Here is a 24,894-nt window from a genome sequence, read left to right as displayed (position 1 = left end):
ACGCCCACCGGGCGGGGTCCCGTCGGCGGGAGGGGCCGCTCGCGCGGTTCCCCGCGCCCCCGACGGGGCGCTTCGAAGTGCCGTTGTCCGCGGGAGCGCTGAGCATGGGCAGAGAGGCCCCGCGGGGGCCTGACCCGCGGGGGGTCGCTCTGCTAGATTGGTCTATACCACATGCAGTACCCGTCCCCTCTGACCAGAACGGCAGGCCCAGCGTGGAAGTTGTGATCGTTCCGGACGCCAAGGCAGGTGGCGAGCTGATCGCCGAGGCCATGGCCCAGCTGCTGCGGCGCAAGCCCGACGCATTGCTCGGTGTGGCCACCGGCTCGACCCCGCTGCCCATCTACCAGGCGCTGACCGCGAAGGTCCGCGGCGGCGAGGTCGACGCGTCCAAGGCGCGGATCGCCCAGCTCGACGAGTACGTGGGCCTGCCGACCGGGCACCCCGAGTCGTACCGGGCGACGGTGCTGCGCGAGGTCGTGGAGCCGCTCGGGCTCGGCGAGGACTCCTTCATCGGCCCCGACGGCAGCGCCGCGGACGTGCAGGCCGCCTGCGTCGCGTACGACAAGGCGCTGGCCGAGGCCGGGGGCGTCGACCTCCAGCTGCTCGGCATCGGGACCGACGGGCACATCGGGTTCAACGAGCCGTGCTCGTCGATCGCGTCCAGGACCCGGATCAAGACGCTGACCGAGCAGACCATCACGGACAACGCGCGCTTCTTCGACGGGGACCTGAGCCAGGTCCCGCGGCACGTCATCACGCAGGGCATCGGGACCATCCTGGAGGCGCGGCACCTGGTGCTGCTCGCCACGGGTGAGGGCAAGGCCGACGCCGTCGCCGCGACCGTCGAGGGCCCCGTCGCCTCCGTCGTGCCCGCCTCCGCGCTGCAGCTGCACCCGCACGCGACCGTCGTCGTGGACGAGGCCGCCGCGTCCAAGCTGAAGCTGGCGGACTACTTCCGGCACACGTACGTCAACAAGCCTCAGTGGCAGGGCCTGTAGGCCCACCGGGCAGCACGCCCGACATGACAAAGGTGCCGGTCACCCCCCGTCCGGGGTGACCGGCACCAGTCATGTGCGGAACCGTCAGCCGCCCACGATGACCTCGGCGGCAGCCACCCCGCACACCCGCGCCGCACCGTGCGTGGCGATGTGCAGGGCGCCGCGCGGCGCGGCCTGGGGCACGCCCATCTCCACGACCGCCGTGTCGGGCCGGGCGGCCAGCAGCGTGGAGACGGCGTCGGACATCCACGCGTGCCGGTGCTCGTCGCGGACGACCGCGACGACGCGCCGCTCCCCCGCGGCGGCGAGCGCCGACGCGGCCGCGTCCGGGCCGGTGTACGAGCCCGTGGTCGTGCCGGGCAGCAGGCGCTCCAGTTCGGCGGCGACGCCCCAGGGGGTCTCGTCGCCGACGGCGATGTTGGCGACGGGCGAGAAGGCGGCCACGTGGACCGGGGCGCCGTCCACCGGCGGGACGTACCCGCCACGGGTCACCGTCAGCGCGCGGCGGGCCGCCACCAGACCGATCTCCGTGTCGGGCACGCCCCCCGACGTGCCCGACGCACCCGACATCACGGTCCATTCGGCGAGGGCGCGCACCCGGGCGGCCGCGTCCGCGAGCCGCTCCTCGGACAGTTCGCCGGAGCGGACCGCGGTGACCAGGGCGTCGCGCAGCCGCGTCACCGTCTCGTCGTCGGCGAGACCGCCGCCCACGCAGATGGCGTCGGCGCCGGCCGCGATGGCGAGGACGCTGCCGCGCTCGATGCCGTACGTGGCGGAGATGGCCTGCATCTCCATGCCGTCGGTGACGATGAGCCCGTCGTAGCCCATCTCCTCGCGCAGCAGTCCGGTCAGGATGCGGCGGGACAACGTTGCCGGGCGGTCCGGGTCGAGGGCCGGGACCAGGATGTGCGCGCTCATGACCGCCCGCGAGCCCGCCTCGATCGCCGCGCGGAACGGGGCGAGGTCACGGGCGTGCAGCACGTCGAGGCCGACGTCGATGCGGGGCATGTCGTGGTGCGAGTCGACGCCGGTGTCGCCGTGGCCCGGGAAGTGCTTGGTGCAGGCGGCGACGCCGGCGGACTGCATGCCGTTCACGTACGCCGCCGTGTGCCGGGCGACCAGGCCGGTGTCGGCGCCGAACGAGCGGACGCCGATCACCGGGTTGTCCGGGTTGGAGTTGACGTCGGCGGACGGCGCCCAGTTCAGGTTCACGCCGCACTCGGCGAGCCGGCGGCCCAGCTCGAAGGCGACCGCCCGGGTCAGCTCGACGTCGTCGACCGCGCCGAGGGCGTGGTTGCCGGGGAACGAGGAGCCCGTACGGACCTCGAGGCGGGTGACGTCGCCGCCCTCCTCGTCGATCGCGACCAGGATGTCGCCGCGCTCGGCCCTCAACTGGGCGGTCAGGGCGGACAGTTGGTCGGGGGAGGCGATGTTGCGGCCGAAGAGCCCGACCGACGCGAGCCCTTCCCCGAGGCGCCGCAGCAGCCAGTCGGGGGCGGTCGTGCCGGTGAAGCCGGGCTGCAGGACCGTCAGGGCGTCCCGCGTCAGGGTGTCCGTACCGGTTGCGAGTGTCGTCATCAGGTGGCGTTATCCCTTCACGGCGCCGGCGGTCAGGCCCGCGGCCATCTTGCGCTGGACGAAGAGGAACAGGACCACGATCGGCACGGCCATCAGGGTGGAACCGGCCATCATCGGGGCGTACTCCGTACCGTGCTTGGTGGTGAAGTTGCCGAGCCAGACCGTGGCCGTCTGGTGCTTCTGGCTCATCAGCATGAGGGCGTACAGGTACTCGTTCCACGCCTGGATGAACGCGTAGACCGACGTCGCGACCATGCCCGGGGCGAGCAGCGGGAACACCACGCGGACGAAGGCGCCGGTGCGGGTGCACCCGTCGACCTGGGCGGCCTCCTCCAGCTCCTTGGGGATGTTGACGATGAAGCCGCGCAGCGTCCACACCGTGAACGGCAGCACGAAGGTCAGGTACGTGATGACCAGGCCCGAGAGCTTGTCGTACTGGTCGAGGTCGTTCAGGAGCAGGAAGACCGGGATGATCATGGCGACCAGGGGCACCATCTGCACCGCGAGGATGCCGACGATCACGATCTTGCGGCCGCGGAAGGCGAACCGGGAGATGGCGAGCGCCGCCAGCATGCCGATCACGATGCCGATGACGACCACGACGAGCGAGACGACGAGGCTGCGGCCGACCGGGCCCCAGAAGTCCGCGATGTCGAGCGCGCGCTTGAAGTTGTCGAGCGTGAACCCGGTCGGGAAGAGGCTCGGGTCCGGGTCGATGGCGTCCTTGGCGGGCTTGAACGCCGTGTTGAGCATCCAGTAGACCGGGAAGCCGACGACGAGGAAGACGAGCAGCCCGAGGACGTTCCAGCCGGCCTTGGACTTGCGGCGGCCGCTGTCGGCGGTGATCTTCACCGGGGCGGGGGCCGCCGGCTTCACAGGGGCGGTGGTGGTGCTCACTCGACCTCTCCGATCTTGAGCATCTGGCGCATGTAGACGGCGACGACGCCGAGCAGCAGGATCACCGTGACGAGGGCGATCGCGGAGCCCTGGGCGTAGTCGTTGACCTGGAACGCCCGGTCGTACGAGTAGGTGGTGAGCAGCTGGAACTCGTCCTCGGGGTGGCCGCCGCGCATGACGAAGACCTGCGGGAAGACGCCCATGTCCCAGATCACCGAGAGCGTCGTGAGCATCACGATGATCGGCTTGAGGATCGGCAGGGTGACGAAGCGGAAGACGCCCCAGGCGCCGGCGCCGTCGAGGCGCGCGGCCTCCTCCATCTCCTTGGGCACCTGGGTCAGGCCCGCGCTGAGCGTGATGACCACGAACGGCACGGCGCCCCAGACCACCAGGAGCATGATGACGGCGAGACCCTGCGGGCCGCTGGCGAACCAGTTGTGGCCGACCATGTCGACGCCCGGCAGCTTGCTGAGCAGCGCGTTGAAGACGCCGTAGTCGGAGTCGAAGAGCCACTTGAAGACGGTGGTGGCGACGATGATGGGCATGCCCCAGCTCGCCACGAGCACGATGTTGATGAGGGTCTTCACCCAGCCCGAGACGCGCTGCAGGAGCAGCGCGATGAGCATGCCGACCACCATCGTGAAGATGACGGCCCCGGCGGCGAAGACGATCGTGCGGACGACGACCTGCCAGAACTGGCTGTCGCCGAGGATCGCGGAGAAGTTGTCGAAGCCGACCGACTCCGGCTCCTGGAAGCCCCACAGCTGGGCCTGGCCGAACTTCTGGAAGGAGAGCGTGACCAGCCTGACCAGGGGATAACCCAGGATCAGGACGAGGATCAGCAGACAGGGCGCGAGCAGGGCCCACGGGGTGGCGGCGCCGCCCGAGCGCTTCTTGCGCGGCCCTCGCGGGGACCCGCTCGCGGTGTCCGGGGGCGGTGACTGCCGCGGCGGCGGCATCTTGGCAGTGGTCGTGTCAGCGGCACTCATCCGCGCGCTCCTCAGCGGTCCCTCAGGTCGTGCAATAGGTCGAGCTAAGCCGTGTGTACGTGCCCGACGCACGGGCTGTACAGGGGTACGAGCCGCGGGGCCCCGTCGCTGGGAAGCAGCCGACGGGGCCCCGCGTCAGGTCACTTGTTGTTGATGACCTTGTCGATCTTGGCGTCCGCGTCCTTCGCGGCCTGCTCGACCGACTTCTTGCCGGTGCCGATCTCCTGCAGCATCGTCTGCAGGACCTGGGCCTTCTCGACCTTGCCCCAGCCCGGAGCCATCGGGACGAACCAGTTGGACTCGGCCGCGGTGGCCGGGACCTCGGTCTTCGGGTCGGACTTCATGGTGGCGAGGTCCGTCTTGTTGTTGGGCAGGTTGCCCTTGGCCATCAGGCCCTTCTGGCCCTTGGCGCCGGTGAAGGCGTCGATCCACTCGGCGGCGACGGCCTGCGCGTCCGACTTCGCCGGGATGGCGAGGTCCGAGCCGCCGAGGAAGACGGGCATCGCCTTGCCGGACGGACCCGGCATCACGAAGTTCTCGAGGTTGTCCTTGAGCTTGCCGGTCTTGTCGTTCTTCGGGTCGGCGGAGGTCGCGCCCTCCCAGGCCGCGCCGAAGATCAGGTCCGACTTGCCCTGCCCGTACACGATGTAACGGTCGGACTCGTCCTTGGTCTTGTCACCGTGCATGTACTTGTCGATGACGTTCTTGAACTCGGTGAGGCCCTTCTGGGACTCCGCCGAGGACAGGTTGGCGACCCACTTGCCGCCGTCCTCCTTGGCGATCGAGCCGCCGGCGTCGTAGACGAAGGACATGGCCGCGTACCAGTCACGGGTGGGCTGGTACCAGGCGTTGAACTTGTCGCCCTGCTTCTTCTGGACCTTGTCCAGGGAGGCGGTGAGCTCGTCGTACGTCTTCGGCGCGGACTTGATGCCCGAGGCCTTGGCGATGTCGGTGCGCCAGGTCGCCACGCGGCCACCGGCGTAGTAGGGGACACCGTAGGTCTTGCCGTCGTACGTCACCGAGGCCTTGAGGCCGTCCAGCCACTGCGCCGAGTTCTCGAACTTCGACGCGTCGACCGGGGCGAGCGCGCCCTGGACCATGTAGCTGAGCATCTCGGTGTTGCCCATCTCGACCACGTCCGGCACCTTGTCGGTGGCGAGGACGGCGTCGAACTTCGCGGGCTTGTCCGGCCAGCCGTAGTACTCGTGGTTGATCTTGATGCCGGGGTGCTTCTTCTTGAGCGCCGCGTCGGCCGCCTTGACCAGGTCCGGCCAGTTGTTCTGAGCGTCGACCGTCAGCCAGACGGTGATCTCCTTGGCGTCCGCCCCCGCATTGTCGGACTTCTTGTCACCGTCGCCGCACGCCGCGACCGAGACCATGATGCCCGCGATACCGATGGCCGCAATGAGCTTGCGCTTCACGTCACCCTCCTCAGGGATGCCAGCAACCCCCCACCCACAGCGACGCATCAGACGAGTAGTGCACGTGGGACTGGGACCCGGTCTCCGTTTAATGGTGTAGACCAGTACCGGGAGCTTGGCCCAGACCAATAGGCGTGTCAAGGGTGGCTGAGAAAGGTCTGTGCGTCCGTTATCGGAACGACACCAGCCCGACGCGGCAAGGGGGTTGGGCCCACACTGCCCCTCTTGCACGGGAACGCTCCCACCAATCGGCGATGTGGACTAGACCAGACCGTCAGCGGGCGGTATAAGGAGGGGTCACGGAGCGTGCGGACGCCGCAAGAGGGGTCCCGCGAAGCGAGCCGTGCCACGATGTGAACCGTGGAGCCGTGACCGATGTGCGTGAGCGTCGGTCGCATCGGCACAGGAGCCGGGAAGGCGGAGCATGAGCACCGACGTCAGCAGTGCGGAGAACGAGAGCGGGGCGCCCGTCCGTACCGCACGCGTGCCCAAGTACTACCGCCTGAAGAAGCACCTGCTCGACATGACGGAGACCCTGCCGCCGGGCACCCCGGTGCCGCCGGAGCGCACGCTCGCGGCCGAGTTCGACACCTCCCGCACCACCGTCCGCCAGGCCCTTCAGGAACTCGTCGTCGAGGGCCGGCTGGAGCGGATCCAGGGCAAGGGCACCTTCGTCGCCAAGCCGAAGGTCTCGCAGGCGCTCCAACTCACCTCGTACACCGAGGACATGAGGGCCCAGGGCCTGGAGCCCACCTCGCAGCTGCTCGACATCGGGTACGTCACCGCCGACGACACCCTCGCGGGACTCCTCGACATCACGGCCGGCGGGCGCGTGCTGCGCATCGAGCGCCTCCGCCTGGCGAGCGGCGAGCCGATGGCCATCGAGACCACGCACCTGTCGGCCAAGCGCTTCCCCGCGCTGCGCAGGTCGCTCGTCAAGTACACGTCCCTCTATACGGCGTTGGCCGAGGTCTACGACGTGCACCTCGCCGAGGCCGAGGAGACCATCGAGACGTCGCTGGCCACGCCCCGCGAGGCGGGCCTGCTCGGCACGGACGTGGGCCTGCCGATGCTGATGCTGTCGCGGCACTCGATCGACGGCTCGGGCCAGCCGGTGGAGTGGGTGCGCTCCGTCTACCGCGGCGACCGGTACAAGTTCGTGGCGCGGCTCAAGCGCCCGATGGACTGATTACCGCTCAACTTCCGCCACCACGAGCCGTGTTCGCGCCGTAGCGCACATCACACTTTCTGCCCTACGGTCCTCCCGTCGCCGCATGGACGGGAGGGGACCACCCCGTGCGTACCGCATCTCCTCGCACCATCGCCCTATGGACCGTCGTCGCCCTCGTGGGCGCCGCCGGCTGGACCGTGCTCGCACTCTCACGCGGTGAGAACGTCTCCGCCGCCTGGATGGTGGCCGCCGCCCTCGGCACGTACGCCATCGCCTACCGCTTCTACTCGAAGTTCATCGCGCACAGGGTCCTGAAGGTCGACGCGACGCGGGCCACGCCCGCCGAACGCCTCGACAACGGCATGGACTTCCACCCGACCGACCGGCGCGTGCTGCTCGGGCACCACTTCGCCGCGATCGCCGGGGCCGGGCCGCTAGTGGGACCGGTGCTCGCCGCGCAGATGGGCTATCTGCCGGGCACCATCTGGATCATCGTGGGCGTCATCCTCGCGGGTGCCGTTCAGGACATGGTGGTGCTGTTCTTCTCGACCCGCCGCGACGGACGCTCGCTCGGGCAGATGGCCCGCGAGGAGATCGGCCCGTTCGGCGGAGCCGCCGCCCTGATCGCGGCCTTCGCCATCATGATCATCCTGCTCGGGGTGCTCGCGCTGGTCGTCGTGAACGCGCTGGCCGCCTCCCCGTGGGGCACCTTCTCCATCGCGATGACGATCCCGATCGCGCTGTTCATGGGCTTCTACCTGCGGGTGCTCAGGCCGGGCCGGGTCAGCGAGGTCTCGCTCATCGGGGTCGCGCTGCTGCTGTTCGCGCTGGTGGCCGGGCGCTGGGTCGCCGAGTCGTCGTGGGCCGACACCTTCACGCTGAAGCCCTCCACGCTCGTCGTCTGGTTGGTCGCGTACGGGTTCGTCGCCTCGGTGCTGCCGGTGTGGATGCTGCTCGCGCCGCGCGACTACCTCTCGACCTTCATGAAGCTCGGCACGATCGCGCTGCTCGCCATCGGCGTCGTCGTCACGCTGCCGACGCTGAAGATGGACGCGGTCACCGGCTTCGCCTCGCGCGGCGACGGCCCGGTCTTCGCGGGTTCGCTGTTCCCCTTCGTCTTCATCACCATCGCGTGCGGCGCCCTGTCCGGGTTCCACGCGCTCATCTCGTCCGGTACGACACCGAAGATGATCCAGAAGGAGACGCAGGTCCGGATGATCGGCTACGGCTCCATGCTCATGGAGTCGTCGGTCGCCGTGATGGCGCTGATCGCCGCCTCGATCATCGACCCCGGTCTGTACTTCGCGATGAACGCGCCCGCCGGCGTCATCGGCGACACCGTGCAGTCCGCGTCGCAGGCCGTGGCGAACCTCGGGTACTCGATCTCGCCGGACGATCTGGCGCAGGCCGCGAAGAACGTCGAGGAGTCGACCCTGCTGTCCCGCACGGGCGGCGCTCCCACCCTCGCGGTCGGCGTCTCGGAGATCTTCTCGAAGGTGACCGGGGACGGGCTCCGGTCCTTCTGGTATCACTTCGCGATCATGTTCGAGGCCCTGTTCATCCTGACCGCGCTGGACGCCGGGACACGCGTGGGCCGCTTCATGCTCCAGGACATGCTGGGCAACGTCATCAAGCCCTTCAAGAACGTGAGTTGGAAGCCCGGACTGCTGATCACCAGCGCCGTCGTCGTCGGCCTGTGGGGGTACTTCCTCTGGGTCGGCGTGCACGAGCCGCTCGGCGGGATCAACCAGCTCTTCCCGATCTTCGGCATCTCCAACCAGCTCCTCGCGGCGGTGGCGCTGGCCGTGTGCACGACCCTGCTCGTGAAGTCCGGACGGCTCAAGTGGGCCTGGATCACCGGGATTCCGCTCGTCTGGGACGCCACCGTCACGCTCACCGCGAGCTGGCAGAAGGTGTTCTCGTCCGACCCGCGCGTGGGCTTCTTCCAGCAGCGCTCGAACTACCAGGACGCGATCGACGCCGGGAAGGTACTGCCGCCCGCCAAGAACATGGACGACATGCACACCGTGGTCACCAACTCCACGGTGGACGGCGTCCTTTCGGCCGTGCTCGCGCTGCTCATCGTGGTCGTCATCGTGGACGCGACACGGGTCTGCATCAAGCACGTACGGAATCCGGACTCGTCCAGGCTCAGCGAGGCACCGTACGTGGAGTCCGGCCTGACGGCACCGGCCGGGCTGATCCCGACCCGGCGGGAGAAGGAGGAACTCCGTGACGCTGGCGTCGGCAGTGCTTCGCGTGGCTAGGCAAGTGCGCTGGTACATGAGGGAGTTGACGGACGAGGCGGCGTACGAGCGGTACGTCGCGCACCTGCGGGCCACCCATCCGGAGGCCTGCGCGCCCTCGCGCCGCGAGTTCGAGCGGATGCGGACGGACCGCCAGGAATCGGATCCGCGGCAGGGGTTCCGCTGCTGCTAGAGCGGCCGTTGGGACACGACAAGGCTTCGTCCGTTATGCGGACAGGGGTTCCATGGAGCAAGACTCTCGCTTAGATTTCCCGCACGTTAAGCGTGAGATAAGTGGGACCAGCGAGGGGACGGAGCCGCGTCATGTCCGATGTTCCGGCAGGTGCGCCACAGGGTGCGCCCGAAGTGAGACAACCGGTGGTCACGCCGGTGCGCGTGATCATCGCAATCTGTTTGGCAGCACCGTTCGTGGCGATGCTCTGGGTCAGCTCGTACGCCAAGATCGACCCGACGTTCATCGGCATCCCGTTCTTCTACTGGTACCAGATGCTGTGGGTACTGATCTCGACCGCGCTCACGATGATCGCGTACAAGCTGTGGCAGCGCGATCAGCGCGGCCGTAAGGCCACTTCGGAAGGGGCGGGCGCGTGAACGGCGGCGTCAACGGTGTCGCGCTCACCGTCTTCATCATCTTCTTCCTGGCCGTCACGGTCATGGGCTTCCTGGCCGCGCGCTGGCGCAGGTCCGAGACCGAGTCGCTCGACGAATGGGGCCTGGGCGGCCGCTCGTTCGGCACCTGGATCACCTGGTTCCTGCTCGGCGGCGACCTGTACACCGCGTACACCTTCGTGGCCGTCCCGGCGGCGATCTACGCGGCAGGCGCCTCCGGCTTCTTCGCGGTCCCGTACACCATCCTCGTGTACCCGCTCATCTTCACGTTCCTGCCGCGCCTGTGGTCGGTCTCGCACAAGCACGGGTACGTGACGACGTCCGACTTCGTGCGCGGGCGCTTCGGCTCGAAAGGGCTCTCGCTCGCGGTCGCGATCACCGGCATCCTCGCCACGATGCCGTACATCGCGCTCCAACTGGTCGGCATCCAGGCCGTCCTGGACGTCATGGGCGTCGGCGGCGGCGAGAACACCAACTGGTTCATCAAGGACCTGCCGCTGCTCATCGCCTTCGGCGTGCTGGCCGCGTACACGTACTCCTCGGGTCTGCGGGCCCCCGCGCTGATCGCGTTCGTCAAGGACACGCTGATCTACATCGTCATCGCGGTCGCCATCATCTACATCCCGATCAAGCTGGGCGGCTTCGACGACATCTTCGCGGCCGCGGGCAAGAAGTTCGAGCAGATCAACCCCGCGACGGACAAGCCCGTCGGGGCGCTCGCACCCGGTTCGGCCGGCACCTGGACGTACGCGACGCTCGCGCTCGGCTCGGCCCTCGCGCTGTTCATGTACCCGCACTCGATCACCGCGACCCTCTCCTCCAAGAGCCGCAACGTGATCCGCCGCAACACCACGATCCTGCCGCTGTACTCGCTCATGCTGGGCCTGCTCGCGCTGCTCGGGTTCATGGCGATCGCGGCCGGGATCAAGGTGCAGAACGGGCAGTTGGCGATTCCGCAGCTGTTCGAGGACATGTTCCCCGACTGGTTCACGGGCGTGGCCTTCGCGGCCATCGGCATCGGCGCGCTGGTGCCCGCGGCCATCATGTCCATCGCCGCGGCGAACCTGTTCACGCGCAACATCTACAAGGACTTCATCAAGCCGGACGCCACGCCCGCGCAGGAGACCAAGGTCTCCAAGCTGGTCTCGCTCCTGGTGAAGGTCGGCGCGCTCGCCTTCGTCCTGACCATGGACAAGACGGTCGCCATCAACTTCCAGCTGCTCGGCGGCATCTGGATCCTCCAGACCTTCCCGGCGCTCGTCGGCGGTCTGTTCACCCGCTGGTTCCACCGCTGGGCGCTGCTCGCCGGCTGGGCGGTCGGCATGGTGTACGGCACGGTCGCCGCGTGGGGCGTCGCGTCGCCGACGCAGAAGCACTTCGGCGGGTCCTCCGCGGAGATCCCGGGCATCGGCGAGATCGGCTACATCGGCATGACGGCGATCGTCCTGAACGTCATCGTGACCGTGGTGCTGACCTTCGTCCTCAAGGCCATGAAGGCGCCCGACGGCATCGACGAGACGTCGCCGTCGGACTACACCGCGGACGCGGGCGACAAGGGCGTGCAGGTCGAGCTGCCCACCGTCGGGGCCGGCTCCGGTCACTAGCACCGCCGTCCGTCCTCCTGTCCGTCTGACGAGCCCCTCCGGTCCGGAGGGGCTCGTCCCGTTACGGTGACCCGGTACAGCCCACCCCCCGCCCTGGAGGAATCGTGCCCGCGCCCATCGTTCTCGACAGTGATCCCGGTATCGACGACGCCGTCGCGCTCCAGTACCTGCTCGGCACCGGCCTGTGGGACCTGAAGGCGTACACGACCGTCGGCGGCAACGTGCCCGCCGAGCAGACCTTCCGCAACGGCCGCGCCCTCGCCCGCGTCTTCGGCATCGACGGGGACGTGTCCGTGCACCGCGGCGCCGGGCGCCCCATCACCCGGCTGCCCTACTCGGCGGCCGGTGAGTTCCACGGCGCCTCGGGGCTCGGCGCCGAGACGCTGCCCGACTCGGCCGCGCCCGAGCAGGCCGAGTCCTCCGCGCAGGCGCTGCTGCGGCTCTCGCGGGAGTACGAGGGCGAGCTCACCGTGTGCGCGACGGGACCGCTCACCAATGTGGCGCTCGCGCTCAGCGAGGACCCCGGCTTCGCGCGGCGCGTGAAGAAGCTCGTGTTCATGGGCGGCGCCGCCGACGTGCCCGGGAACATCACGCCCGTCGCCGAGTTCAACGCCTGGGCCGACCCGGACGCCGTCGACCTCGTCGTCTCGTCCGGCATCGCGTACACGATGGTCGGGCTCGACGCGACGCACGGCTGGCGGTTCTCCACCGACGACCTGGCCACGCTGCGGGCGGCCGGCGAGGGCATGGCGCTCACCGCCCGTCTGATGGACTTCTACCTCGGCGCGTACCGCGAGACCGGCGGCTCACCGCTGCACGACCCGCTGGCCGTGGGCGTCTGCGCCGACGAGTCGTTCGTGACCGCCGCCGAGGGCACGGTCGTCGTGGAGTGCGCGAGCGAACTGACCCGCGGCAAGACCGTGTTCATCCCCTACGACGCCGACTACCCGCGCGCCTACTACCAGGAGTCCCCGCTGGTCAGCGCCCGCACCGCGCACCGCGGCCGGATCGCCCTCGGCACCGGGCCACGCAACTTCACCGAGGACTTCGTGAACACCCTCCTCAAGCAGCCGAGCGTCGCGTGAGCGGCCCCTCCGTCACCGTGCGGGGCGTGCGCCCCGAGGAGCACGCCCGGCTCGGTGAGCTCAGCGCCGCCGCCTATCTGGACAGCGGGCTGCTCGCGTTCGGCGAGGGCGACTGGTACGCGGACGAGCTGCGGGACGTCGCGCGCCGCGCCGGGCAGGCCGAGGTGTTCGTCGCGGTCGGCGCGGACGGGGCCGTGCTCGGCGGGGTCACGTACGTGCCCTCGCACGACCATCCGTACGCGGAGGTGGCACGCGAGGGCGAGGCCGAGTTCCGGATGCTCGCCGTCGCCGCCGAGGCGCGCGGACAGGGCGCGGGGGCCGCGCTCGTCCGGACCGTGGTGGACCGGGCGCGGGCCGACGGGCGCGACGCCGTGGTGCTGTCCACACAGCCCCTCGCCACCGCCTCGCACCGGCTGTACGAGCGGCTCGGGTTCCGCAGGGCGCCCGAGCGGGACTGGACCCCCGTCCCCGAAGTGAACCTGCGGGGCTACGAGTTGAGGCTCAGCCACTGACCTCGTAGAGGTCACTGCCGACGTTCCGGGCGAGCCGCGCGGCCCAGCGGACGGCCGCGTCGCGGTCCGCGCCCTCGCCGCTCTCCACCCGGACGAGGACGCCGCCGACGCGGACGTGGGCGCGGTAGGAGGTTCTGGTGTCGCCCTCGTACGCGATCTCCTGGACCTCCAGGTACGCCTCGTCGCCGAGCCCCTCCAGGGGCTCCACGCGGTACCGCTCGGTCGCCGTGCCCGCCTCCATGTCGGAGGCGAACTCCGGGCAGTGGCGCAGGATGTCCCGCTCGACGCGCTGCAGGTCGCGGGCGGCGGCGACCGGCAGCGACACGAGCGACTGGGTGACCACGATGTGCCCCTGGGGCGGCTGGGGCTTGCGGTCCACCCACTGGGCGTGGGACGAAGCCGTGGTGCCGCGATAGGCCGCCGTGCCGAGCCACCCCGGGTTCTCCTCGGAGTCCAGGCAGTACGACCACTGGCCGCGCCGCTGCTCCCGCGTGGACTCGAACGGCATCGTGAGCACCTCGCCGCGCTCCAGGCCCCGCCCGAAGACGGATTCGGGGAGCAGATTCTTCTTCAACTCGTCGGCCGTGAAGGTGCGTCGGGGCGCCACGGCGGCGTCCAGGCCGGGTGCGGTCGACGGGCCCGTGGGCAGGACCACGCCCGGGCCCGAGGGCGTGGCGGAGGCCGACGCCGACCGGGACGTCTCCGGCACCGGCTTGTCCGCCGCGCTCGCCTTGTCGTCATCCTGGGTGCCACAGCCCGCCAGCAGCCCCACCAGCACCGGCACCGCCGCCATCACGGCTCTCAGTCGCCCCGTACGCATGGATCCACTCTCCCCAAGATCGTCCACTTGCCGACGGCCGTCACCCTAGCCGACACAAGATGTGGGGTTGCAGCGGAAGCCCAACACAACATGTATGCTCGCTCTCGCTGTCGCCGCAGGGAAATCCGGTGGAAATCCGGAACTGTCCCGCAACGGTGAACGTAAGCCCACAAAGCGCGCGTACGTGAGTCCGATGACCTGCCGACGGTACGCCCGAGCCATCCGGCCCGGGTGTCGACGACGTCAGGGCCTCGCGGAAAGGGCCGGTGACGCGGACCCCGCCGTGCACGGGTCCGGGCCACTTCTCCTCCCCGCGGGCCCCGAGCCGAGCGAGGGAGAGCCCCACCGTGACCATCGCGCCCGCTGATCCTGCCTCAGTCGTGGCCGAGCCCGAGGCGCACGACGCCCCCGGCACCACGCTGCTGCGCACCCTGACCGAGCTGACCGCCGATCTCCCCGACGCGGATCCCGGCCGGGTCGCAGCCGCCGCGTTGCGCGGCCGCAGCGCGCACGCCGACGAGGCCGAGCTGCGCGAGCTCGCCACCGAGGCCGCGGCCGGGCTGATCTCCGAGGATCCCGTCTACTCCCGGCTCGCGGCGCGTCTGCTCACGCTCTCCATCGCCGCCGAGGCCGCCTCCCAGGGCGTCACCCGCTTCACCGAGTCGATCGCGGTCGGGCACCGCGAGGGCCTGATCGCGGACCGCACGGCCGAGTTCGTCCGGGTCCACGCGGCCCGGCTCGACGCGCTGATCGACACGGCGGGCGACGACCGCTTCGGCTACTTCGGCCTGCGCACCCTGCACAGCCGCTACCTGCTGCGCCACCCGATCACCCGCAAGGTCGTGGAGACCCCGCAGCACTTCATGCTGCGCGTCGCGGCGGGCCTGGCCGAGGACGACTCCGTACGCGCCCTGGACGAAGTCGCGGCGCTGTACGGCCTGATGAGCCGCCTCGACTACCTGCCCTCCTCCCCCACGCTCTTCAACTCCGGCACCCGGCACCCGCAGATGTCGAGCTGCTACCTGCTCGACTCCCCGCTCGACGAGCTGGACTCGATCTACGACCGCTACCACCAGGTGGCCCGCCTCTCGAAGCACGCGGGCGGCATCGGGCTCTCGTACTCCCGCATCCGCAGCCGCGGTTCGCTGATCCGGGGCACGAACGGGCACTCCAACGGCATCGTCCCGTTCCTGAAGACCCTCGACGCGTCGGTCGCCGCCGTGAACCAGGGCGGGCGCCGCAAGGGCGCGGCCGCCGTCTACCTGGAGACGTGGCACTCCGACATCGAGGAGTTCCTGGAGCTGCGCGACAACACCGGTGAGGACGCGCGCCGCACGCACAACCTCAACCTGGCGCACTGGATCCCGGACGAGTTCATGCGCCGCGTGAACGCCGACCAGCCGTGGTCGCTGTTCTCGCCGGCCGACGTGCCCGAGCTCGTCGACCTGTGGGGCGAGGAGTTCGACGCCGCGTACCGCAAGGCCGAGGCCGAGGGGAAGGCCCTCAAGACCATCCCGGCCCGCGACCTGTACGGCCGCATGATGCGCACCCTCGCGCAGACCGGCAACGGCTGGCTGACCTTCAAGGACGCCGCCAACCGCACCGCGAACCAGACCGCGGAGCCCGGCCACACCGTCCACTCCTCGAACCTGTGCACCGAGATCCTGGAGGTCACGGACGACGGCGAGACGGCGGTCTGCAACCTGGGTTCGGTCAATCTGGGTTCCTTCGTGGCCGACGGTGACATCGACTGGGAGCGCCTCGACGAGACGGTCCGCACGGCCGTCACCTTCCTCGACCGCGTCGTCGACATCAACTTCTACCCGACCGAGCAGGCGGGCCGCTCCAACGCCAAGTGGCGCCCGGTGGGTCTCGGCGCGATGGGTCTGCAGGACGTCTTCTTCAAGCTGCGGCTGCCCTTCGACTCGGCGCAGGCGCGCGAGCTGTCCACGCGGATCCAGGAGCGCATCATGCTCGCCGCGTACGAGGCGTCGGCGGACCTCGCCGAGCGCAACGGCCCGCTGCCCGCGTGGGAGAAGACCCGTACGGCGAGGGGTGTGCTGCACCCCGACCACTACGGCGTCGAGTTCACCTGGCCGGAGCGCTGGGCGGCCCTGCGGGAACGTATCGCCGCCGTCGGCATGCGCAACTCGCTGCTCCTCGCCATCGCGCCGACGGCGACCATCGCCTCCATCGCGGGCGTCTACGAGTGCATCGAGCCGCAGGTCTCCAACCTGTTCAAGCGCGAGACGCTGTCGGGCGAGTTCCTCCAGGTCAACTCCTACCTGGTGCGGGAGCTGAAGCGGCTCGGCGTGTGGGACGCGCAGAGCCGTGAGGCGCTGCGCGAGTCCAACGGCTCGGTGCAGGGCTTCACCTGGGTCCCCGAGGAGGTCCGCGCGCTGTACCGCACCGCGTGGGAGATCCCGCAGCGCGGCCTCATCGACATGGCGGCGGCGCGGACCCCGTTCCTCGACCAGGCCCAGTCGCTGAACCTGTTCCTGGAGACGCCGACGATCGGCAAGCTCTCCTCGATGTACGCGTACGCCTGGAAGTCGGGCCTGAAGACGACGTACTACCTGCGCTCGCGTCCGGCGACGCGCATCGCGCGGGCGGCGGCGCGCTCCACCGTCCCCGTGCAGACCGTGTCCGAGCCCGACGCGGTCGCCTGCTCCCTGGAAAACCCCGAGTCCTGCGAGGCCTGCCAGTAATGACGGACACCACTCCCGAGAAGAACCTGCTCGACCCGGGCTTCGAACTGACCCTGCGGCCCATGCGCTACCCGGACTTCTACGAGCGCTACCGGGACGCCATCAAGAACACGTGGACCGTCGAGGAGGTCGACCTCCACTCGGACGTCGCCGACCTGGCGAAGCTGTCGCCGGGCGAGCAGCACATGATCGGCCGGCTGGTCGCGTTCTTCGCGACGGGCGACTCGATCGTCGCGAACAACCTGGTGCTCACGCTCTACAAGCACATCAACTCCCCCGAGGCGCGGCTCTACTTGAGCCGTCAGCTCTTCGAGGAGGCCGTGCACGTCCAGTTCTATCTGACGCTCCTGGACACGTACCTGCCCGACCCGGAGGACCGCACGGCCGCCTTCGCCGCGGTCGAGAACATCCCGTCGATCCGTGAGAAGGCCGAGTTCTGCTTCAAGTGGATGGACTCGGTCGAGCAGATGGACCGGCTGGAGTCGCGGGCCGACCGCCGCCGCTTCCTGCTCAACCTGATCTGCTTCGCCGCGTGCATCGAGGGCCTGTTCTTCTACGGCGCCTTCGCGTACGTCTACTGGTTCCGCAGCCGGGGCCTGCTGCACGGTCTGGCCACCGGCACCAACTGGGTGTTCCGCGACGAGACGATGCACATGTCGTTCGCCTTCGACGTGGTCGACACGGTCCGCAAGGAGGAGCCGGACCTCTTCGACGACCAACTGCGGCAGCAGGTCACCGACATGATCAAGGAGGCCGTCGAGGCGGAGCTGCAGTTCGGCCGCGACCTGTGCGGTGACGGCCTGCCGGGCATGAACACCGAGTCCATGCGCGAGTACCTCCAGTGCGTCGCCGACCAACGCCTGCAGCGCCTCGGGTTCGCGCCGGTCTACGGCTCGGAGAACCCGTTCTCCTTCATGGAGCTGCAGGGCGTCCAGGAGCTGACGAACTTCTTCGAGCGGCGCCCGTCCGCCTACCAGGTGGCGGTCGAGGGCTCGGTCGGCTTCGACGAGGAGTTCTAGGCCGCGGGGTTCTGGGCCGCGGAGTTCTAGGCGGCGGTCTCGAACCGGGCGCGGTGGGAGGGGTGTTCCTCGTCCCGCCGCGCCTTCTTGATCTGCCGGTCGATCCGGCGGTCGTGCGCGATCCCGTACAGGGACGGGGCGGCGAGGAGGAGGAAGACGACGAGGACGGTGAGGTAGTTCATCGCTGTGTTCATGTCCCTTACTCTCCCGCTGCCCGGCCCCGCCCGGCAGTGGCAGGACTGTCACTGACCCTCGAATTACTGCCAGGCGTGCGGCACACTGGGAAGCATGCTGAAGAACGTGGCCGCAGTACTGCTCGACGGTGTCCATCCCTTCGAACTCGGCGTTGTCTGCGAGGTGTTCGGCCTCGACCGCAGCGACGCGGGACTCCCGGTGTACGACTTCGCGGTCGCCTCCACCGAGGGCCCCTCGCTCACCACGCACGTGCCCGGCATGACGGTCTCCACCCCGTACGGCCTCGAACGCCTGGAGGAGGCCGACCTCATCGCGATCCCGTCGGCGGGACGCCGCTTCGACGGCTATCCGCCGGAGCTGCTCGACTCCCTGCGGCGGGCGGTCGACCGGGGGGCGCGCGTGCTCAGCCTGTGCGCGGGGGTGTTCGTGCTCGGCGAGGCCGGACTGCTCGACGGGCGCCGGTGCGCGGTCCACTGGCGGTACGCGCGCGATCTCGCCGTCACCTATCCGCGCACCCGGGTCGATCCCGATGTGCTGTACGTCGACGAGGGACCGGTCATCACCTCGGCCGGCACCGCCGCGGGCATCGACGCCTGCCTGCACATCGTGCGCTCCGAGCACGGCGCCGAGGTCGCCAACGCCGTCGCGCGCCGCATGGTCGTGCCGCCGCACCGCGACGGCGGCCAGGCCCAGTACGTGGAGCGGCCGCTGCCCGCGACGCGCTGCGACACCGTGGGGGACGTACTGGCCTGGATGGAGCGGCACTTGGGCGACCCGGTGACCGTGGAGGACCTCGCCGCCCGGGCGCTGATGTCCCCGCGCACCTTCGCCCGGCGCTTCCTCCAGGAGACGGGCACCACCCCGTACCGCTGGCTGCTGCGCCAACGGGTGCTGTTCGCGCAGGAGTTGCTGGAGAGCTCGGACGAGACGGTGGAGGCGATCGCCGGGCGTGCCGGGTTCGGCAACGCCGCGGCGATGCGCCACCAGTTCATGAAGGTCCTGGGAACGACACCGAACGCCTTCCGCAGGACCTTCCGGGTGAGGCTCGCGAGCTAGCCCGTCGGCGGGCGGGCTAGCTTCTGGCCTCCACCCGCAGCAGCGGGCTCTTCGGCTGCAGGGTGATCCCCATCTGCGGCGTGGCATCCGTCTCGGGGACCTGCACGAAGCGCCACTTGGCCACCAACGCGCCGAGGATCAGCGCGAGTTCGGCCATGCTGAAGTGGTCGCCGGGGCACTTGCGGTTGCCGGTGCTGAACGGCTGGTGCGCCCTCTGCGCGGCGGCCGTGGCCCGATCCGGCAGCCAGCGGTCCGGGTCGAAGTCCAGCACCCGCTCGAACGAACGCGGGTCGCGCTGCATCGCGTAGGGGCTGTACACGATGTCCGTCCCGGCCGGAATCCGATACCCGCCGAGCGTCGTGTCGACCGCCGCGACGCGCGTGAATATCCAGACAGTCGGCCGAATCCGCATCGACTCGGTGATGAGGTTCCGCATATATGCGAGTTCTTTGAGGTCACCGAAGGCGACCGGCCCGCCACCCGTAACGGATTCAACTTCTTCGTACAACCTCCTTTCGTGCTCCGGGTGTTCGGCGAGAAGCTGGAGGGTCCAAGTCAGGGTCTTCGCGACATTCTCGCCACCCGCCACGAGGAGGGCGATGACTTGGTCGTGGACCTCTTGTTCATCCACCTGTTCACCGTTCTCGTCCCGGGCCTCGAGCAATGTGGTGAGGAGGTCCTCCGCATTGCTTCCCCGAGTCCCTTCGGCCCTTCGCTCGGCGATGATCTCGTCGACGAGACGATGCAAATCGGCCAGTGCTCGCTCGAATCGCCGATTGGCCGGAAGAGGCAGCCGGTAGAGCGGTCCCACGGAGAGGATCATGCGTCGGTACATCCCGTTGAAGACGGTGCCGAGCGCTGTGCACAGCCGCTCCGAACGCTCGTCGAGCGCCCCGACGTGCAGCAGGGTGCGGGCCGCGATCCGGGTCGCCGTGCGAAACATCTCGGCCGCGACGTCGACGGTCTGCCCGTCGCGCAGCCGCTCCGCCGTGGCGTGCGCCTCCTCCGCCATCAGCGCGCCGTACTCCGCGACCCGCTCCGCCCGGAACGCGGGCTGCACGGCCCGCCGCTGACGCCGGTGCCGCGGCCCGTTGCTGGTCGCCACGCCCTGGCCGAGCAGCACGCCGAGCGTTTCCCACAGAGCCCCGCCGACCAGGTAGTCCGGGCTCTTCAGGAGCGTCTCGACGAGCGCCGGGTCGCAGACCGCGACGGCGGTCCTCGGGCCCAGCTTCAGCCGCACCACGTCGCCGCCGTCGCGCAGCGAGGCGAGGAAGCCCAGCGGGTCGCGCAGCAGGTTCCAGGCGTGGCCGACGAGCGGCGCGCCGCCGGGGGCGGGCGGCGGCGGTCCGTGGTCCGCGTCCGGTGCGGGTGCCGGGTTCGGCACGGTGGATTCGATGGTCATGCTCGCTCACCCACTTGATCGGTCTGGGGTGCGTCGGTGATGTACGGCGGGGTGGCCCGGTCGTCCCAGGTGTCGACCTGATAGCGCCCCGATTCGTGGTGGAACCAGTACACGGAACTGAACCAGTTCCGCATGTTCTCCACACTCGACCTGATGGCCGCCGCGAGTTCCTTTCCGTGCGCACCGATGTGCTCCGCGGCGCTCGCGGTCCGCTCGATGTCGCGCTCCGCGGCGATGAATTCGGCGACCGTTCCCTCAACCCTTCGATGGACTTCCGCAGCGGCTTCCCGTACGGAAATTCCCTCGTGCTTGATGAGGCTGATCCCGAGGTTGTGCAATTCCTTTCCCGCGAGTTCCTTGGGCAGCGAGCACAGGTCGTTGTACCAGGCGGAGAAATCCTGGGTGGCGAGCGCCGCCCGCATGAATGCCTCGTTCTTCCGCACCCATGTGGGGAGTTCGTACTGGGCGACCGGCTCGAGCAGGTCTATCCAGATCCAGTGGGCGAATGTCCGCCGGCGAAGGCCGATGTATTCGTCGACCGTCGGCACCTTCCCCGTCATGCGGTTGCGGAACTCCTCGTCGTACGCGTCGATCACCACATGGAAGTGGCGGGCGAACCGCGCGTCCCAGGACCGGCTGAGCCGGCCGTAGAACCGGCGGAAGCAGTCCGCGAAGCCCGCGACCAGTGGATCCGCGTGGTCCAGGTGAAGATGTGGCGCTTCCGTGGCCGCGTGCAGCTGGACGGCGAGCCGCCGCCAGCTCGCCGTCCTTCCGTGCACCACGTCACGGTCGTGCCGGTCGTCCCAGGCGAAGAACCACGCGCTGAAGTCCGCTATCGCCGCGAGCAGTTCGTCGGGGGCGCCGATGTAGTAGCCCGCCACCAAGTCCGTGTAGCACAGACCATCGGCATATTTCTCCACCTTGTCGGCGGGCATCAGTCGTTTTTCGAGCAGCCAGGTGCGCGTCCTCTGCTGAAGCTTTGGCCAATACGGATGCAGTTTGCGAGGAAACGCATCCTCGATCACCGGCAGCGCAAGCGCCGGTGGGACTGCTGCATGTGGATAAGCAGGCACGAACAAACCCCTCTCTGTCGCCCGAAGGCGTACGCCCCTCCCGCACTGCCGGGCGCGCGCCGTTGCGTATCCCCGCGCTTTCTATTCAGCACCACAACTGACCGTTCTGGGAACGGATTTGCTCCCCTCACTACCCCTAGTCACCGGATTCGTCCCCTTACATGACCGGATCTGAATCACGTCCGGCCTGTCCTGTTCGCACACGCGGGCGCACGCGGGTACGTACGATCGGCGGCGGGACCGCGGCCCGCGGCAGTGGGCGCACACGCGAACGGCGCCCGGCCGGAATCATCCGTACCAGGCGCCGCTTCAGGGCTCAACTACCCCACAGGGCCGAAGAGTTGCTCAGTCGTTGGCGACCACGGGGTAGCGCGGGGTGCCCTCGGCCATCTGCTTCAGGGCGTTCTTGCGCTCACGCTTGGAGAGGCGGTCGATGTACAGGTACCCGTACAGGTGGTCCGTCTCGTGCTGCAGGCAGCGCGCGAAGTAGCCGGTGCCGCGCACGGTGATCGGGTTGCCCTTCTCGTCCTGGCCGGTGACCACCGCGTAGTCCGGGCGTGCCAGCTCGGCGTAGGCGGTCGGCACGGACAGGCAGCCCTCGTTCGAGTCGTCGAGGCGCCGCTGCTCGGCGGGCAGTTCCCGCAGGACCGGGTTGACGACGACACCGGTGTGGCGCACGCCCTCGTCGTCCGGGCAGTCGTAGACGAAGACCTTGCGGTCGACGCCGATCTGGTTGGCGGCGAGGCCGACGCCCTCGGCGGTGCGCTGGCTGGCGAACATGTCGTCGACGAGCTGCGCGAGCTCCGCGTCGAACTCGGTGACGTCCTTGCACTCCTTGTGCAGGACCGGGTTCCCGACGACGGTGATCGGGCGCGACGTCCCCCGCTCCCGGTATGCCGCCTCGCGCGCCTCGCAGTCCTCGGTGTCGACGACGAAGCCCTCGTCGTCGACGGGAAGCACGCCGTCGTGCTGCTGGTCGTCGGTGTCCTGCTGAGCCATGACGGACGTAAGCCTTCCTAGGGAAACGGGGTGTTCCTACAGGGTACGGGGAGGCAAGGAGCGCCCCGTCAGGGGCGCGGGGGAACGGCGCGAGCGACCACGACGGGTCCGCGGACGGCAACGCACCTCAACACACCTCTTCGAGATCCCGCCAGTCCCGAGAGTCCGGCGAATCCGCGACCCACCCGTCCAGCAACCCCCGCACCAGAGAGGCCGGCGCGGCCACCCCGCACTCGCGCTCCGGCACCCACAGCTGCCCGTCGGTCCGGTGCCCCAGCGGCCCGGGGTGCCCCGGCTCACTGTGGTCGTGCGGATCGAGGTGCTCCCCGTCGCCCTCGTCGGACGGCATCCGCGACTCCGAGCACATCCGGCACAGCAGCCGCACCGACGACGACCAGTCCTCGGCGGCGAACCCGGCGTCGGCGGCCAGCCGCTCCAGGGCGTCCCGGTCGGACTCGGTGGCCGCCTCCAGGAGCACGACCCACGTGGGTACGGGCGAGGGCGCCCAGAGCTCGATCTCGTCGAAGACGGGGTACGAGTGCCCGGCGGTGGTGGTCCGCTCGCCGTGCGGCACCCCGTCGTGCAGGACGACCTCGCCCCAGCGGCGCCCGGAGGAGGGCAGCGGGATGGACAGCACCTCGATGCGCGCGGGGTCCAGCCTGCGCCCCCACACGACCTCGGCCTCGCCCTCCGGCGAGAGCCGCACGGCGGCGCTGCCGAGCTCCATCCCCGTGGGCTCCCCGGCCGCGGTGGCGCCGCCGGGCACCTTGAGCCCGTACGCCTGCCAGGCCCGCCGGGCCAGCGGCCAGTCCTGCAGGGCGGTGGCGGCGATGCCCACGTTCCACCAGTCAGGGGCGCCGGTCTCCCGGTCGAGCAGCGCGACGGCCCGCAGACCGGCGGTGCGCGCCTGCTCCCAGTCGTGCCGGAACTTGTGCAGCAGCGCGAGGTTGAACCAGGACTCGGACAGCCACGGCTCCAGGTCCGCGGCGCGGGTCAGCAGCGCGCCCGCGTCCTCGTACCGGCCGTCGCCGATCAGCGTGAACGCACGATCTGTGGCCTGCCGCCACGAGGCGGAGGGCCGGTGCCGTCCCTTGCCGAAGATCCTCACGATTCCCGCCTGCCGATACTTGAGGTCTGTGCCCCCGGACACCCTCTTTGGTCGCTCCTTCGCATCCAACCACGGACGGTCGGACACCCGCTCATTACCCATGGGTTACCCAGCCGACCCTAGGCTCAGACCGGGGTGCGAGACCACCCGCGCGAGCGCCTCCACCACCTCCGGCTGGTACTGCCGGCCGGTGGCCAGACGCAGCTTCTCCAGGGCGGCGAGCGGCCCCTGGGGCCCTGTTCCCCTGGACATCTCCTCGTAGGCGTTCGCTGTCCGCACAATCCGCGCGGTGAGCGGCTGTTCACGGTACGGATCGGCCTGCCGCTCGACGACGACGGCGACCTGCGCGTCCACGCCGGTCTGCCGGACGACGGCGCCGCCGAGGAGGGCTATGCGCCGCTGCTGGGCGGGCGGCAGCTCCGCGGTGGCCCCTTCGGCCACGGGATCGACGAGGGAGAGCTGCCCGATGTCGTGCATCAGCGCCGCGTACTCCAGAACGGTCAGATCGGGCCCGGACAGCCCCAGGTCACGCCCTATGGCACGGCTCAGCGCCGCCACCCGGTGGGCGTGCCCGTGCGGGGTGTAGCCGGCGATCTCGGTGGCGCGGGCCAGCGAGGCGATGGTCTGCCGGTACGTGGCCTTGACCGCGGAGTAGCGCCGGAAGGCCAGCTGGGTCAGGAGCAGCGGCAGGCTGATGACGGGCAGCGCCCACAGTCCGGCGACGGCGACGGCGAGCGCCATGACGGCCCCCGTCGCGCACACGGCGGACCCGATGCCGAGCATGGCCCGCATCTCGTCGCGCAACAGCGGCCCGAACGGCCAGCGCGTGCGCGCTCGGGACATGGCGGCGGCGAGCACGGCGTCGCACAGCCCGGTCAGCGCGAGCAGTCCGACGACGGCCAGCGCGTAGTACGCCCCGTCGCCGAACCAGTCCGCCAACCTGCGCTGGTTGTACAGCGGTTGGAAACAGACCGCGGCGAACCACACGGTCAGTACGCGCCGCGCCATGTGATCGAGCGAGGGACCCTTTCCGCGGGCCACATGCGGTACGCACCCGACGAGCGCGCCCGCGACGGCGACGGCGACGACCTGCAGCACCCCGTGGTGCGTGGCTTCCCCTGCCTTCTCCCCCAGCAGCGCGTACCCCAGCGCCCCCGCGGCCCCGAGCGGCGCCGACTCCCGGTCCCCGCCCCCGCCCCACCGCGTCAGCTCCCCCACGGCGACGAGCAGCCCGAACCCCACGGCGATCGCCCGCTCGTCGAGCCCCCGCCACGCGGTGCTCCACAGAGCGAGCAGTGTGACGGCCCCGGCGACGACATACACAAGCACCACCACCACAGGCACCCGCCCCCTCCCCCGAACCTCACCCCCCGCCCGGGCCCC

The 24,894-nt window shown here is 69.9% G+C and carries 22 protein-coding genes and 1 riboswitch; of the genes, 11 read left to right on the top strand and 11 right to left on the bottom strand.

Features of this window, described 5'->3' with window-relative positions; translation table 11 throughout:
- The first annotated feature begins 212 nt into the window (after positions 1–212).
- Positions 213–998, top strand: coding sequence for a glucosamine-6-phosphate deaminase (nagB, locus tag B072_RS0137825; protein ID WP_026246723.1), 786 nt, complete (start codon positions 213–215; stop codon positions 996–998).
- A gap of 84 nt (positions 999–1,082) precedes the next feature.
- Here nagB and B072_RS0137820 read toward each other — a convergent pair whose 3' ends face one another.
- The 4 genes from B072_RS0137820 to B072_RS0137805 all read right to left on the bottom strand — a co-directional run bounded on the left by B072_RS0137820 (position 1,083) and on the right by B072_RS0137805 (position 5,883).
- Positions 1,083–2,576 carry a glycoside hydrolase family 3 protein gene (locus tag B072_RS0137820; RefSeq protein WP_018535190.1) on the bottom strand — a complete coding sequence of 498 codons (1,494 nt, stop codon included), beginning with the start codon at positions 2,574–2,576 and terminating at the stop codon, positions 1,083–1,085.
- 9 nt (positions 2,577–2,585) lie between these two features.
- Positions 2,586–3,428: a carbohydrate ABC transporter permease gene (locus B072_RS0137815; protein ID WP_026246722.1), complete on the bottom strand. Its 843-nt coding sequence runs from the start codon at positions 3,426–3,428 to the stop codon at positions 2,586–2,588.
- A 41-nt stretch (positions 3,429–3,469) separates the two neighbouring features.
- Positions 3,470–4,462, bottom strand: coding sequence for a carbohydrate ABC transporter permease (locus B072_RS0137810; RefSeq protein ID WP_018535188.1), 993 nt, complete (start codon positions 4,460–4,462; stop codon positions 3,470–3,472).
- A 140-nt stretch (positions 4,463–4,602) separates the two neighbouring features.
- The gene (locus B072_RS0137805; protein WP_018535187.1) at positions 4,603–5,883 is read right to left on the bottom strand and encodes an extracellular solute-binding protein; all 1,281 of its coding nucleotides are present in this window, start codon (positions 5,881–5,883) and stop codon (positions 4,603–4,605) included.
- A 424-nt stretch (positions 5,884–6,307) separates the two neighbouring features.
- Between B072_RS0137805 and B072_RS0137800 the strand changes: the two genes are divergently transcribed.
- The 7 genes from B072_RS0137800 to B072_RS0137770 all read left to right on the top strand — a co-directional run bounded on the left by B072_RS0137800 (position 6,308) and on the right by B072_RS0137770 (position 13,131).
- The gene (locus tag B072_RS0137800; RefSeq protein ID WP_018535186.1) at positions 6,308–7,072 is read left to right on the top strand and encodes a GntR family transcriptional regulator; all 765 of its coding nucleotides are present in this window, start codon (positions 6,308–6,310) and stop codon (positions 7,070–7,072) included.
- A 107-nt stretch (positions 7,073–7,179) separates the two neighbouring features.
- Positions 7,180–9,321 (top strand): carbon starvation CstA family protein, encoded by a 2,142-nt coding sequence (locus tag B072_RS0137795; RefSeq protein WP_043245476.1) that lies wholly within the window; start codon positions 7,180–7,182, stop codon positions 9,319–9,321.
- A 16-nt stretch (positions 9,322–9,337) separates the two neighbouring features.
- On the top strand, positions 9,338–9,493 hold the full coding sequence (locus tag B072_RS0137790) for a YbdD/YjiX family protein (RefSeq protein ID WP_234019012.1): 156 nt from the start codon (positions 9,338–9,340) through the stop codon (positions 9,491–9,493).
- A gap of 131 nt (positions 9,494–9,624) precedes the next feature.
- On the top strand, positions 9,625–9,912 hold the full coding sequence (locus tag B072_RS0137785; protein ID WP_078506723.1) for a DUF3311 domain-containing protein: 288 nt from the start codon (positions 9,625–9,627) through the stop codon (positions 9,910–9,912).
- Positions 9,909–11,534, top strand: a complete 1,626-nt coding sequence (gene mctP, locus B072_RS0137780; protein ID WP_018535182.1) for a monocarboxylate uptake permease MctP — start codon at positions 9,909–9,911, stop codon at positions 11,532–11,534. Before B072_RS0137785 ends, mctP begins: the two co-directional genes overlap by 4 nt.
- 104 nt (positions 11,535–11,638) lie before the next feature.
- Positions 11,639–12,619, top strand: a complete 981-nt coding sequence (locus B072_RS0137775; RefSeq protein WP_018535181.1) for a nucleoside hydrolase — start codon at positions 11,639–11,641, stop codon at positions 12,617–12,619.
- The gene (locus B072_RS0137770) at positions 12,616–13,131 is read left to right on the top strand and encodes a GNAT family N-acetyltransferase (protein WP_018535180.1); all 516 of its coding nucleotides are present in this window, start codon (positions 12,616–12,618) and stop codon (positions 13,129–13,131) included. Before B072_RS0137775 ends, B072_RS0137770 begins: the two co-directional genes overlap by 4 nt.
- Here the strand turns inward: B072_RS0137770 and B072_RS0137765 are convergent.
- The gene (locus B072_RS0137765) at positions 13,121–13,951 is read right to left on the bottom strand and encodes a hypothetical protein (protein WP_158689285.1); all 831 of its coding nucleotides are present in this window, start codon (positions 13,949–13,951) and stop codon (positions 13,121–13,123) included. The genes B072_RS0137770 and B072_RS0137765 overlap by 11 nt on opposite strands.
- A 77-nt stretch (positions 13,952–14,028) precedes the next feature.
- A riboswitch (cobalamin riboswitch) is annotated at positions 14,029–14,172 on the top strand.
- A gap of 126 nt (positions 14,173–14,298) precedes the next feature.
- Between B072_RS0137765 and B072_RS0137760 the strand changes: the two genes are divergently transcribed.
- On the top strand, positions 14,299–16,659 hold the full coding sequence (locus B072_RS0137760; protein WP_026246718.1) for a ribonucleoside-diphosphate reductase subunit alpha: 2,361 nt from the start codon (positions 14,299–14,301) through the stop codon (positions 16,657–16,659).
- Positions 16,659–17,678 (top strand): ribonucleotide-diphosphate reductase subunit beta, encoded by a 1,020-nt coding sequence (locus B072_RS0137755; RefSeq protein WP_018535177.1) that lies wholly within the window; start codon positions 16,659–16,661, stop codon positions 17,676–17,678. Before B072_RS0137760 ends, B072_RS0137755 begins: the two co-directional genes overlap by 1 nt.
- Before the next feature lie 26 nt (positions 17,679–17,704).
- Here B072_RS0137755 and B072_RS48890 read toward each other — a convergent pair whose 3' ends face one another.
- Positions 17,705–17,872, bottom strand: a complete 168-nt coding sequence (locus B072_RS48890) for a hypothetical protein (protein ID WP_199791133.1) — start codon at positions 17,870–17,872, stop codon at positions 17,705–17,707.
- 94 nt (positions 17,873–17,966) lie between these two features.
- Between B072_RS48890 and B072_RS0137745 the strand changes: the two genes are divergently transcribed.
- Entirely contained in the window at positions 17,967–18,929 is a 963-nt protein-coding gene (locus B072_RS0137745; RefSeq protein WP_018535175.1) for a helix-turn-helix domain-containing protein, read from the top strand.
- A 16-nt stretch (positions 18,930–18,945) separates the two neighbouring features.
- Here the strand turns inward: B072_RS0137745 and B072_RS0137740 are convergent, their stop codons facing one another.
- From B072_RS0137740 to B072_RS0137720, 5 genes are all read right to left on the bottom strand, one after another.
- On the bottom strand, positions 18,946–20,331 hold the full coding sequence (locus B072_RS0137740; protein WP_018535174.1) for a cytochrome P450: 1,386 nt from the start codon (positions 20,329–20,331) through the stop codon (positions 18,946–18,948).
- Positions 20,328–21,404, bottom strand: a complete 1,077-nt coding sequence (locus tag B072_RS0137735) for a terpene synthase family protein (protein WP_420707611.1) — start codon at positions 21,402–21,404, stop codon at positions 20,328–20,330. Before B072_RS0137735 ends, B072_RS0137740 begins: the two co-directional genes overlap by 4 nt.
- Positions 21,405–21,749: 345 nt before the next feature.
- The gene (def, locus tag B072_RS0137730; protein ID WP_018535172.1) at positions 21,750–22,403 is read right to left on the bottom strand and encodes a peptide deformylase; all 654 of its coding nucleotides are present in this window, start codon (positions 22,401–22,403) and stop codon (positions 21,750–21,752) included.
- Positions 22,404–22,530: 127 nt separating this feature from the next.
- Positions 22,531–23,511 carry a tetratricopeptide repeat protein gene (locus B072_RS0137725; RefSeq protein ID WP_026246716.1) on the bottom strand — a complete coding sequence of 327 codons (981 nt, stop codon included), beginning with the start codon at positions 23,509–23,511 and terminating at the stop codon, positions 22,531–22,533.
- A gap of 105 nt (positions 23,512–23,616) precedes the next feature.
- Positions 23,617–24,849 (bottom strand): HD domain-containing protein, encoded by a 1,233-nt coding sequence (locus B072_RS0137720; RefSeq protein WP_018535170.1) that lies wholly within the window; start codon positions 24,847–24,849, stop codon positions 23,617–23,619.
- Between the last annotated feature and the right edge of the window lie 45 nt (positions 24,850–24,894).

Origin of the sequence: Streptomyces sp. HmicA12 (assembly GCF_000373565.1) — a bacterium.
Classification (GTDB): domain Bacteria; phylum Actinomycetota; class Actinomycetes; order Streptomycetales; family Streptomycetaceae; genus Streptomyces.
Note: the sequence above shows the minus strand (reverse complement) of the source record. Positions and strands in the feature narration are given on the sequence as shown.